The sequence below is a fragment of the Kitasatospora sp. NPDC056273 genome, assembly GCF_042268845.1.
Classification (GTDB): domain Bacteria; phylum Actinomycetota; class Actinomycetes; order Streptomycetales; family Streptomycetaceae; genus Kitasatospora.
In genome coordinates this window covers 246,766-257,435 of the sequence record NZ_JBHJSJ010000005.1, presented here as the reverse complement: position 1 = coordinate 257,435, position 10,670 = coordinate 246,766, and the positions used below count along the sequence as shown (strand labels likewise).

The window sequence follows — 10,670 nt, the reverse complement described above, 5'->3', positions numbered from 1 at the left end:
GAGCGTCCTGCCACGGCCGTCCCGGGCGGCGCGGTGCTGCCGGTCGCGGTCGCGGGCGCCCCCGCGGCCGGCCGGGGGGGCCCCCACGCCCGGATCCTTCCCGCACAAAACTGACGGAACATCACATTCCGCTGGAAGCAAAGACTTTCCCAACGGTTCACGCAGTCTTCCGGAACCTCCGCACGACGGACCGGCGTTGATAGGGGCGGGAGGGATAGAGACATGACAAGGAAGCCGTACCGTCTGGCCGCCACCACGCTCGCACTGCTGCTCGCGGCCCCGTTGTTCACCGCGTGCGACGCCGACCAGGCCCTGGACTGTGGAAAGCGGGCGATCAGCCTCACCGGCGACGTCCAGGACCTCGCGGATTCGGCGATCAACGTCGGGCAGATCACCGACGAGAGCCGCCGCAACCACACCGTCGAGGCCTTGCGGAAGGTCGCCGACGACACCAAGAAGATCCGCGAGGGTAACGGGGACAAGATCGACGCGGCCGCCGACCGGCTCTCCAAGGCCGTCAACGACGCCATCGACCGGGTCTCCAAGGGCAAGCAGCCCGACTTCAAACCGATCACCGACGCTGCCGGCGAGATCGGGAAGGCCTGCGCCGACTCCTGACGCACGGGGGGCACCCCCCGTCTCCCCACGCCACCAGCTCCCGGCCCGGCGCCGCCCCGGCCGGGAGCCGGTCCCCGCCTCGGGCCCCGGCCTGTCGCCGCCGCACCGGCACCGCCAGGCGGTAGGAATGGCACCGGACCGAACCGCACCCCGGAGGCACCGGTGAACCACCCGATCCTCGACCAGATCCAGCACCTGCGGGCCGAATTGGCACCCGGCGACACCGCCCCCGCGCTGGTCACAGCGCTCGCCGACGGCACCGCGCCGCGCTCGGCGCTGGCCGAACTCGCCGCCCAGCAGCACCGGATCATCCGCTCCGACCGCCGCAGCCTGCTGCTGCTCGCCGGCCGCACCGCGGACCGGCCGGTCAGCGCCTGGTTCGCCACCCTGGCCGAGGGCGAGAGCGCCGCGCTGCGCACCCTGTCCGCGCTCGGCGCCGCCGTCGGACTCGACCACGGCGCGCTGGAGGCCCACCCGCCGCTGCCCGGGTGCCAGGCCTACCCGCACTACCTCGCCTGGCTCGCCCTGAACGGCGAGCCCGCCGCCGCGGCCGCCGCGCTCGTCGCCAACTTCGCGGCCTGGGGCGGCTACTGCGCCACGATCGCGCAGGCGCTGCGCCGCCAGTACGGCTTCTCCGACGAGTCCTGCGCGTTCTTCGACTTCTTCGCCCAGCCCGCGCCCGAGCTGGAGCAGCAGGCCGCCGACGCCCTGGGCCTGGACCGGCTGGACGAGCCGACCCTGGCCACCGCACACGAGTACGGGCTGCTGCTCCAGGCCTACGAGCACCTGTTCTGGGACACCCTGGGCGTCATCGACGCCTGAGGGCGAACCGTCCGGTCCGCCCCGGGGCCGGGAGGCCTCAGACCTGCCAGTGCGGCTTCCCGCTGACCATCCGGCAGTAGATCACCCGGCCGCCGGCCTCGTGGGTGCTCTTGCCCAGGTCCGCGTTGCGGCAGAACTGGCCCGCCTCGTAGCAGTTGCCCGCGTTCGAACGGATCTCGCATCCGGCGCCGGCACCGGCCGCCGCCGCGGGGGGCTCCGGGTCCTTCGGCGGCTGGGCCGTGGTCACCTTCGGCTGCGGCGCCTTGGTGGCGGGCGGCTGCGCGGGGGCGCTGGGCTGGCCCGGAGGGGCCGCGGGCGGGGGCGTGGCCACCGGTGCCGCGGGTGCCGGCTGGGCCGGCGGGGTGCTGGCCGGGGCCGCCGGCGGGACCGCCGCGGCGGGCGTCGCCGGCGGGGTGGTCGCCGCGGGGGTGGTGGCGGTCGGCGTGGCCGAGGCCGTGGCACCGCCGTCGGCCGCCGACGGGTCGCAACCCGTCAGCGCCAGGCCGACGGTGAGCACGAGTCCGGCGAATCCGGCCAGGCCGGCCCGACGGCGACCGGGTATCCGTGAAGGCATGGGAGGAGAACGCTCCGTTCCGTTTGGATGAGTCGTGCGATTGAAGCAGGAATCGCACACGTACCGTCCACCGAATCCCCACTCGTTGGCAGATCGAGACCTGCCGGTCACCGACCGTCGCCACCCCGCCCGAACCCCGCCCGAATCGCGTCCGCCGACCGGCCGCCCGCCGACCGCTCCCGCCCCGCCGACCGTCCGACCAGACCGGCCGTCAGCGCGGCCCCGCCGTCAGCGCAGCCCCGCCGTCCGGCGCTCGAACACCGCGGGGCGGGCGGTCTCCAACGCCGTGGCGACCGCGCCGAGGAGTACCGCCTCCTCCCCCAGGAGGCTCGGCGCGAGCGTCGGCCGCATCGGGGCGAGCCCGTGCAGGGCCCGCTCCAGCGGCTCCAGGAGCAGGTCCGCGCTACTGCCGATCCCGCCGCCCAGCACCACCAGGTCCGGGTCCAGGACGGCCGAGAGCACGGCCACCGCGTAGGCGAGCCGCTCGGCCTCCCGCTCCACCGCCCGGACCGCCGCGGGCTCCCCGGCCCGGGCCCGCTCGAAGACCTGCTTCGCCGTCAGCTGCCGCGCCGCGGACTCCCCGTCCAGCCCGAAGTCCCGGGCGGCGCGCACCACGGCGTCCGCGGCGGCGTCCTGCTCGATGGTCGCGGGCGGCTCGCCGGGCCGCCCGGACAGCGGCACCAGGCCGATCTCGCCCAGCCCGCCATGTGCGCCGAGCAGCAGTTCGCCGTCCTTCACCACGCCCAGCCCGAGCCCTGTGCCGACCAGCAGGTAGGCGAACATCCGGCTGCCCCGCCCGGCGCCCAGGGTGTACTCGCCGAGCGCCGCCAGGTTGGCGTCGTTGGCCACCGAGACGGCCGTCCCCAGGCCCTCGCCTATCCGGTCGAACAGTCCCGGCCTGTCCCAGCCCGGCAGGCTGTTGGCGTAGCGCACCCCGCGCCGCTGCTCGTCCCACACCCCCGGGGTGCCGATCACGGCGTGCACGATGTCCCCGGCCGCCAGGCCCGCCTCGGCGATCGCCTCGTGCGCGGCGGCGACGACGGCGTCGGCGACGGCGTTCGCCGAGCGGCCCCGGTTGGCCACGTCCCGGCGGGCGACCACCGTCCCGGCCAGGTCCGCCACCGCCACCCGCAGCCGGGCCCGGCCGATGTCCACGCCGAGCACGTGCCCGGCCGTCGGGTCGACCTCGTACAGCACAGCGGTGCGGCCCCGCTCGGGGGCCAGCCGCCCGGCCTCCCGGACCAGTCCGGCCCGCTCCAGCTCGGCCAGCGCGGCCGAGACCGTCGGCTTGGACAGACCGGTGTCCCGGGCCAGCTGGGCGCGCGTGGAGCCGCCGCCGGTGCGCAGCAGCTCCAGCAGCAGCCACTCGTTGTTGCTGCGCAGCCGCTGCCGGTTCCACGGCACCCCGGGGGCCCCGGCCGCCGGGCGACTGGTCGGCTGGTGGGGGCTCATCGGGTTCCTCCGGTCTGGATCTTCGGGCGCGGGTCGGTACGGCCGGGTCGTACGTCCGGGCCGGTGCGGCCGAGTCGGTACGTCCGGGCCGGTACGGCCGGGTGGGCCCGGCCCGGGCCGCGGCGTCCGGGGCGGGCGCCGCCGCCCAAGTATGACCGGTGATCATCCGGTGTTCGCCTGCCGTATCCCCCGGTCCCACCCACGCCTCCCCACCACCTCCCCACTCCCCAACGGCCTCGCCGCCGGCTCCGTGCGGAGCCGGCCGCACCCCGTTACAGCACCGTCTCCGACCGGTCAACGTTTCACCCACTTGTGGGCGTGCCGCGCCCGGGCGCGTGATCATGGGCGTATGCACTTCCGGCACGGCAACCGAGCAGAGGGGCCGCGGCCCGCGTCACCGGACTCCCGGTCCCTGGCGGCGACCGCGGCCGCCCTCGCCGCACGGCTCGGCGCCTTCACCAGTGGTGACAGCGCCGGCGGTGGCAGCGCCGACGGCGAGGGCCCCGGCGACGATCCGGAGCGGCTCCGCGAGGTCCTCGCCGCCGCCCCGGTCGGCGTCGCGCTGCTCGACGAGCGGCTGCGCTGGCAGTACCTGAACGCGGCCTTCACCACCGCCACCGGGCTGCGCCGCGCCGACCTGCTCGGCCGCGCCGCCGGGGCCACCGCCTTCGCCGGGGCCCTCGGCATCCTGCGCCGGGTCCTCGCCGACGGGCTCGCCCGCGAGCACGCCACCGGAGGACCGGACGGCGCGGGCGCCCCCGTACCGCCCGGCCTGCGGGTGCGCTACCGGGCCCTGCGGCACTCCGGGCGGACCACCGGCGTGATCGTCGTCGTGCTGGACGACCCCGACCCGGCCCGCGAGCAGCTGCGCGAGCTGGAGCGGGCCCGGGCCCGGCTCGCCCTGCTGGACGCCGCCACCGAACGGATCGGCACCACCCTCGACGTCGGCACCACCGGCACCGAGCTCGCCGCCTTCGCCGTCCCCCGGCTCGCCGATCTCGCCACCGTGGACGTGCTGCCGCCCGCGGTCGAGCCGGCCCGGGTCGGCCACGGCGCGTCCCAGCGGCTGCACCGCGTCGGCGCCCGGGCCGTACCCGCGCTGGCCGACGCCCTCGCCGAGCTGCCCCGGCCCGGCGAATCGATCCGCCACCGGGAGGGCTCGGCCGCCGCGCGCAGCCTGGCGGGCGGCGTCGCCGTGCTCACCGAGCCCGGGCCCGAGGACTCCTGCCCGGCCGGGACCACCTCGCTGCTGGTCCTCCCGCTGGCCGCCCGGGGCCGCCTGATCGGGCTGCTCACCCTCGGCCGCACCGCCGCCGGCCCGGCCTTCACCCCCGACGAGGCCGCCCTGCTCGGCGATCTCGCCGCCCGCGCCGCCACCGCCCTCGACAACGCCCGCAGCTTCGCCCGGTCCCAGGGCATCGCCCTGGAGCTCCAGCGGGCGCTGCTGAGCGAGCCCGGCAACCCGCACCAGAACCTCTCCCTCGCCTCCCGGTACCTTCCGTCCGGGAGCTCCTCGGTGGTCGGCGGCGACTGGTTCGAGACGGTCCGCCTGCCGTTCGGGCGCACCCTGCTGGCGATGGGCGACGTCATGGGGCACGGCGTCGAGGCCGCCGTCGACATGAGCCACTACCGCTCCGCGCTGCGCGACCTCGCCGGGATGGACCTGCCCCCGCACCGGATCCTGCGCCAGCTCGACAACGTCATCTCCGCCGACGACTCCGCCCGCCCGGCGACCTGCCTGCTGGCCCTCGCCGACCCGGGCCGGGGCCGCTGGACCCTCTCCAGCGCGGGCCACCTGCCGCCCGCCCTGATCGCCCCCGGCCGTCCGACCGAGCTGCTGCGCGTCCCCACCGGGCCGCCGCTCGGCACCGGCCTCGGCGGCTACGAGCAGACCGCCCACCCGCTCCTGCCGGGCCAGACCCTGCTGCTCTACACCGACGGCCTGGTCGAGCGCCGGGACGAGGACATCGACGCCTCCCTGGAGCGGCTCGCGGCCCTGTGCCTGCCCGCCACCGGGAACCTCGACGAGCTGCTCGACGCCGTCCTCCACTCCCTCGCCCCGCCCCCGGCCGCCGCCGAGGACGACATCGCCCTGCTGGTGGCGCGCCCCCGGCAGCGCTGACGGGCCGCCGCGCGCCGGTCCTCACCGCGACAGCCGCCCGGCCCTGACGGCCCCTCGGCCCGCACCTCCCCCGCCCCGCACCTCCGCTCACACCTTCGCCAGCGCCCGCCGGACGTCCGCCCAGATGTCCTCGGGGTGCTCGATGCCCACCGACACCCGCACCGTCCCCGGGCCGATGCCCGCCGCCGCCAACTCCTCGTCCGACAGCTGCCGGTGGGAGGTGCTGGCCGGGTGCAGCACCAGGGTGTGCACGTCGCCCAGCGACGGGGCCAGTGAGGCGAGCCGGACGGACTCGGTGAACGTCGCGGCCGCTTCCCGGCCGCCGGCCAGGTCGAAGGCCAGGACTCCGCCGTGGCCGTCGGGCAACAGGCGGCGGGCGAGGTCGTGGTCGGGGTGGGTGGGCAGCCCCGGGTAGTGGACGGCGGTGACCGCGGGGTGGGCGGCGAGCCGGCCGGCCAGGTCGAGCGCGGTCTCGCACTGGCGGCGGACCCGCAGGGCGAGGGTCTGCATCCCGCGCAGGGTCAGCCAGGCGGCGAACGGGTCGGCGGCGGCGCCGAGTTCGAGCGAGCGCCGCCAGACCTGGTGGTGCAGCGCCGGGTCGGCGAAGACGGCGATCCCGCCGAGGACGTCCGAGTGTCCGCCGAGGTACTTGGTCACGGAGTGGATCACGATGTCCGCACCGTGCTCGATCGGGCGGCACAGCAGCGGGGTCGCGAAGGTGTTGTCCACCACGCTCACCACCCCGGCCCGCTTGGCGACGGCGATCAGCCCGGGCAGGTCGGTGACCCGGGTGGTGGGGTTGGAGACGGTCTCCAGGAACAGCACCCGGGTGGTGGGGCGCAGTGCGGCCGCCACTCCGGCCGGGTCGTCGCCGTTCACGTAGCCGACCTCGACGCCCCAGCGCTCGGTGAGGTCGGTCAGCGCGCCGACGGTGCCGCCGTACAGGCTGCGCTGGGCGATCACGTGGTCGCCGGCACGCAGCAGGGCGAGCAGCGCGGTGTTGATCGCCCCCATGCCGGAGGCGGTGGCGAGGGCTCCGGTGCCGCCCTCGAGTCCGGCGACGGCCTGCTCCAGCGAGCGGACGGTGGGGTTGCCGAAGCGGTTGTAGAAGAAGGCGCCGTCCGGTCCCCCGTGGGCTCCGGCGAGCGCGTCGCCGGTGTCGAAGGCGAACAGGTGGCCCTGGTGCAGCGGGACGCCCAGCGGACGGCTGCCGGTGACCTCGGTGAGCGGCGGGTGGACGACCCGGCTCTCGGGGCGCAGCTCGTCGGGGGCCTCGTGGGAGTGGTGGTCGCTCATGGCGTTCATCCTCGGGCGGTCTCGGCGCCCGGGCCATGGCCAATCGCCGTCGAGTGGCCTGCCCGGGCGGTCGTTCCGGCCCACCGCCCGAAGGCGGTGGCGACGCCCGGGTCGCGGCGGCGGGTGGTTCCCCTCTACGACGGGCGGCTCCCGACCACGGCGGGTGGCTCCCGGCGGCGGCGAGAGGCTCCCGACGCCTCGCGGCTACTCGCGGCTACTTGCGGCGGCTGAAGATCCGCTTGGCCGCGTAGACGATCCCGACGATCAGCAGCACCACGAACAGGATGATCAGGATCACCACGACCAGCAGGAACTTGCCCAGCTTGGCGAAGAAGCCCGACTTCTTCTTCTCCTCCTTGGCGAGGTTCGCGGCCTCGGCGGTGGAGGCACCGGAGGCGACCGTGGTGACGGAGGCACCGGAGGTGGCGCTCGCCCCGGTACGGACCTCCGTACCGGCGTCCGCGGTGGAGGCCCCCACGGCCGCCCCCGGGTTCGCGGCGGCGGCCGCGACGGTTCGGGGTGCGGCCACCGCCGCCGCACCCGATGCCACGGCGGTGAGGCCGGTGGCGGCCAGCAGGGCCACCAGGGCGCCAGCCATCGAACGTATGATCCGACTAGTCATCGTGCTCCTCAAAGCGGTTCCGGAGCAGCGCGGACCCCGCCGATCTGACCAATTTCTCATGGTCTGACCAGCTGGTTTTCCCATCCGCGCCTAGTATGCTCCACTGAAGTTCTACAGCGGTGTAAAAGTTTAGCGACGGGCCCTGCCCGGATCGGCTCCGGCCCCCGGCCACGCGAACCCGCCGCTTCGACGGGGGGCGCGTGGCAACTGTGGAGGATGACGACGTGTCTGGCCGCAAGGGTTCCCCCGGAGCCGAGAATTCGCCGCACCGGGCGGGCGGGCGCCGGAGCACCGGCCGGAGGGCCGACCGGACCGGAACCGGTCAGAACCCGGACAGCTCGGACATAGCGGAGGGCCCGGCGGAGGGCCCGGCGGAGGGCCGTGCGGCGGGCCGGGCGAAGAAGAAGCCCAAGCGCAGCACCAAGGAGAAGGTGCTCTGGGCGACCGCCGGCTGCACCGCCCTCGCCGTCCTCGGCGGCGCCGCCCTCTACTACCGGCTCAACAGCAACATCAGCACCTTCGACGGCGACGCCCTCAGCAAGGACCGCCCGGAGGCCGCGGCCCCGGACTCCCAGGGCCGCACCCCGGTCAACGTGCTGATGATCGGCTCGGACAGCCGCGGCAACGGCAACAGCGACCTGGGCGGCGGCGGGGACGGCGGCGCCCGCTCGGACACCGCGATCCTGCTGCACGTCTACGCCGACCACAAGCACGCCGTCGGCATCTCCATCCCCCGCGACTCCCTGGTCACCATCCCGCCGTGCAAGCTCCCCAACGGCAAGTGGACCAAGGAACAGACCAATGTGATGTTCAACAGCGCCTTCTCGGTCGGCGACAGCGACCAGGGCAACCCGGCCTGCACCCAGAACGCCGTCGAGAAGCTCACCAACCTGCGCGTCGACCACACCATCGTGGTGGACTTCAACGGCTTCGCGTCGATGACCAAGGCGGTCGGCGGCGTCGAGGTCTGCCTGCCGAACGACATCCACGAGGGGGACCTCAACCCCAACCTCGGCCGCAAGGGGAAGCTGCTCTTCGCCAAGGGCAAGCAGAAGGTCGAGGGCCAGAGCGCGCTGGACTACGTCCGGGTGCGGCACGGCATCGGCGACGGCTCCGACATCGGCCGCACCAAGCGCCAGCAGGCCTTCCTCTCCTCCCTCATCAAGGAGGTGAAGTCCCACGGCATGGACCCGACCACGCTGCTGCCACTCGCCGACGCGGCCACGAAGTCGCTGACCGTCGACCCCGGCCTCGGCTCCGCCGCCAAGCTGCTCTCCTTCGCCATGGAACTCAAGGACGTGGACCTGCACGACATCAAGTTCCTGACCGTGCCGTGGCGTTACGAGGGCCCGCGGGTCGCCCTGGTCCACCCGGACGTGGACCAGCTCTGGGCCGCGCTCAAGGCCGACCGCACCATCGACGGCCAGGACGCGAGCGCCCCGGCCGAAGCCGGCTCCGCCTCCCCCGCCGCGGATCCCGCCACCACCCCCGCGGCCGCTCCGGCCCCGACGGCCGCCCCGGACGCCAAGGCCGCCGAGGTGAAGGTCTCCGTGCTCAACAGCACCGGCGAGACCGGGCTCGGCGGCCGGGCCGCGGAGACCGTCAAGGGCGCCGGCTACACCGTCACCGGCGTCGGCAACGCGGTCGGCAAGCCGCGCAGCACCACCGTCGTCGAGTACGGCACCGGCGAGCGCACCGCCGCCGAGTCGGTCGCCAAGCTCTTCCCCGGCGCGACCGTGCAGCCCGGCGGCCGGGGCGTCAGCGTCGTCCTCGGCCACGACTTCGCCGCCGCCAACCCGGCGGGCCCCGCCACGCCGGCCCCCGGCGGCGCCGCCACCGCACCGGCCCCGCTGCCCACCAGCATCAGCGGCGCCGCCCGCTCGGCCGACGACGACCCCTGCGCCAACCTCTCGTACGGCTGAGCCCGGCCTCCTCGCACAGCGGTCCCCCCGTACGACGGCGGGGCGCCCCCGGATCATCGCCCCGGGAGCGCCCCGCCGTCGTACGTCCGAGGGGTGTCAGCGCCTCGTCCCGCAGGACGGACAGAACGCGGCGCCGTCCGGGACGTCCTGGCGGCAGCCCGTGCACTGGACGGGCTGCGCCAGCCGGAAGCCGCAGCCCGGGCAGAACGGCGTGCCGTGGGTCTCGGTGTGGCACTGCGGGCAGACCAGCTGCCGCGGCGTGTTGACGTCGTACCCGGCCCCGGACTGCTGCCCGGCCTTGAACGCGCGCTCGGTGACCGCGTCGTTGAGACCGCGGTGCTGCGCCGCCACCGCCTCGGCCGCGGTGTCCGGGGCGCAGTTGTGGCACAGGCCCTGGGCCGGGTCGAAGCAGCGCCCGCAGGTGTACTGGGTGCACCGGGCGCAACGGTTGAAGTGGGACTGGGCGTTGGTGATGGCCCGCTGGAACGCGGCGTCCCGCGAGGTGCCCCAGGTCTGCCCGGCCAGCCCGTCGGCGGCGTTGCTGATGGTGTTGGCGTTGCCGCCGATCAGGTTCCAGGCCGCACTGACGCCCTTGCCTATCCAGCCGGCCATCTGGCCGGTCCGGAACGGTTCGAACGTCGAACGCCAGGTGTCCGAGCAGCGGTAGCAGTAGAACTCGAACTGGAAGCCCGCGCCGGTGCCGTGCTGCTCGCACATGTCGCGGTAGTTGCTGCTGAAGTAGATCTCCGAACTCACGTCGTCCCCGGTCGCTCAATGGCCTGTCAGCGGTCGCTCCCAGGGACGATAGGGCCCATCGAACGGTTCCGCCAACAACGTTCGACCGTCCCCGCTCAGAGCCCGGTGGCCGGCAGCAGCAGCACCCGTGCCGGATCGAACGGCTGCCAGCGCGCGGGCTGCCCGCTGCGGCCGATCCGCAGCCGGCACCAGCGCTGCCCGGCCGCGTCCTGCCACCACCCGCTGATCCGGCCGAGCGCCCAGGCGCCGCCCCCGAGGTCCACCTCGACCGGCTGGTAGACCCACTGGACGTCCCGGTCCGCCGGTTCCGTTCCCACCGGACCTCCGGCGCCCACGGGACTGCACTGACTCTCCATCACGGCTCCGTCTCCCGACCCGGACCCGGCCGCCGGACGCCCCCCGCGGGGGCGGCCGACGGCCGGGGGGCAGCGCACCACCAGAACACAACAGGCGTGTAGAGGTCAGCGGGAGGAGTTCCGTAGAAGA

At 75.1% G+C, this 10,670-nt stretch carries 10 protein-coding genes; 4 read left to right on the top strand and 6 right to left on the bottom strand.

The window, feature by feature from the left end; all coding sequences use genetic code 11:
- The first annotated feature begins 222 nt into the window (after window positions 1-222).
- A complete protein-coding gene (locus tag ACFCY1_RS07145; RefSeq protein WP_049658815.1) occupies window positions 223-618 on the top strand; it encodes a hypothetical protein in 396 nt (131 codons plus the stop codon).
- A gap of 162 nt (window positions 619-780) precedes the next feature.
- On the top strand, window positions 781-1,440 hold the full coding sequence (locus ACFCY1_RS07140) for a transcriptional regulator (RefSeq protein WP_375873836.1): 660 nt from the start codon (window positions 781-783) through the stop codon (window positions 1,438-1,440).
- A gap of 37 nt (window positions 1,441-1,477) precedes the next feature.
- On the opposite strand, the gene ACFCY1_RS07135 is transcribed toward ACFCY1_RS07140, so the two are convergent.
- Both ACFCY1_RS07135 and ACFCY1_RS07130 read right to left on the bottom strand, forming a co-directional pair.
- Window positions 1,478-2,014, bottom strand: coding sequence for a hypothetical protein (locus ACFCY1_RS07135; protein ID WP_375873835.1), 537 nt, complete (start codon window positions 2,012-2,014; stop codon window positions 1,478-1,480).
- A gap of 228 nt (window positions 2,015-2,242) precedes the next feature.
- On the bottom strand, window positions 2,243-3,466 hold the full coding sequence (locus tag ACFCY1_RS07130) for an ROK family protein (protein ID WP_375873834.1): 1,224 nt from the start codon (window positions 3,464-3,466) through the stop codon (window positions 2,243-2,245).
- 349 nt (window positions 3,467-3,815) lie between these two features.
- Between ACFCY1_RS07130 and ACFCY1_RS07125 the strand changes: the two genes are divergently transcribed.
- Complete coding sequence (locus ACFCY1_RS07125; RefSeq protein ID WP_375873833.1) at window positions 3,816-5,588, top strand: SpoIIE family protein phosphatase; 1,773 nt, start codon at window positions 3,816-3,818, stop codon at window positions 5,586-5,588.
- Window positions 5,589-5,675: 87 nt separating this feature from the next.
- Here ACFCY1_RS07125 and ACFCY1_RS07120 read toward each other — a convergent pair whose 3' ends face one another.
- Window positions 5,676-6,884 (bottom strand): trans-sulfuration enzyme family protein, encoded by a 1,209-nt coding sequence (locus ACFCY1_RS07120; RefSeq protein ID WP_375873832.1) that lies wholly within the window; start codon window positions 6,882-6,884, stop codon window positions 5,676-5,678.
- 214 nt (window positions 6,885-7,098) lie between these two features.
- Window positions 7,099-7,482 (bottom strand): hypothetical protein, encoded by a 384-nt coding sequence (locus ACFCY1_RS07115; RefSeq protein ID WP_117493043.1) that lies wholly within the window; start codon window positions 7,480-7,482, stop codon window positions 7,099-7,101.
- A 248-nt stretch (window positions 7,483-7,730) separates the two neighbouring features.
- On the opposite strand from ACFCY1_RS07115, the gene ACFCY1_RS07110 reads away from it, so the two are divergent.
- Window positions 7,731-9,428, top strand: coding sequence for an LCP family protein (locus ACFCY1_RS07110; RefSeq protein ID WP_375873831.1), 1,698 nt, complete (start codon window positions 7,731-7,733; stop codon window positions 9,426-9,428).
- A gap of 96 nt (window positions 9,429-9,524) precedes the next feature.
- On the opposite strand, the gene ACFCY1_RS07105 is transcribed toward ACFCY1_RS07110, so the two are convergent.
- Window positions 9,525-10,184: a zinc ribbon domain-containing protein gene (locus tag ACFCY1_RS07105; RefSeq protein WP_375873830.1), complete on the bottom strand. Its 660-nt coding sequence runs from the start codon at window positions 10,182-10,184 to the stop codon at window positions 9,525-9,527.
- A 95-nt stretch (window positions 10,185-10,279) separates the two neighbouring features.
- Entirely contained in the window at window positions 10,280-10,501 is a 222-nt protein-coding gene (locus ACFCY1_RS07100; protein WP_375873829.1) for a hypothetical protein, read from the bottom strand.
- Window positions 10,502-10,670: the final 169 nt, after the last annotated feature.

Excerpts from the sequence above, each read along its gene's own strand:
- ACFCY1_RS07145 (WP_049658815.1), top strand. The coding sequence starts at position 223 with ATGACAAGGAAGCCGTACCGTCTGGCCGCCACCACGCTCGCACTGCTG.
- ACFCY1_RS07130 (WP_375873834.1), bottom strand. The coding sequence starts at position 3,466 with ATGAGCCCCCACCAGCCGACCAGTCGCCCGGCGGCCGGGGCCCCCGGG.
- ACFCY1_RS07115 (WP_117493043.1), bottom strand. The coding sequence starts at position 7,482 with ATGGCTGGCGCCCTGGTGGCCCTGCTGGCCGCCACCGGCCTCACCGCC.
- ACFCY1_RS07135 (WP_375873835.1), bottom strand. The coding sequence starts at position 2,014 with ATGCCTTCACGGATACCCGGTCGCCGTCGGGCCGGCCTGGCCGGATTC.
- ACFCY1_RS07125 (WP_375873833.1), top strand. The coding sequence starts at position 3,816 with ATGCACTTCCGGCACGGCAACCGAGCAGAGGGGCCGCGGCCCGCGTCA.
- ACFCY1_RS07120 (WP_375873832.1), bottom strand. The coding sequence starts at position 6,884 with ATGAGCGACCACCACTCCCACGAGGCCCCCGACGAGCTGCGCCCCGAG.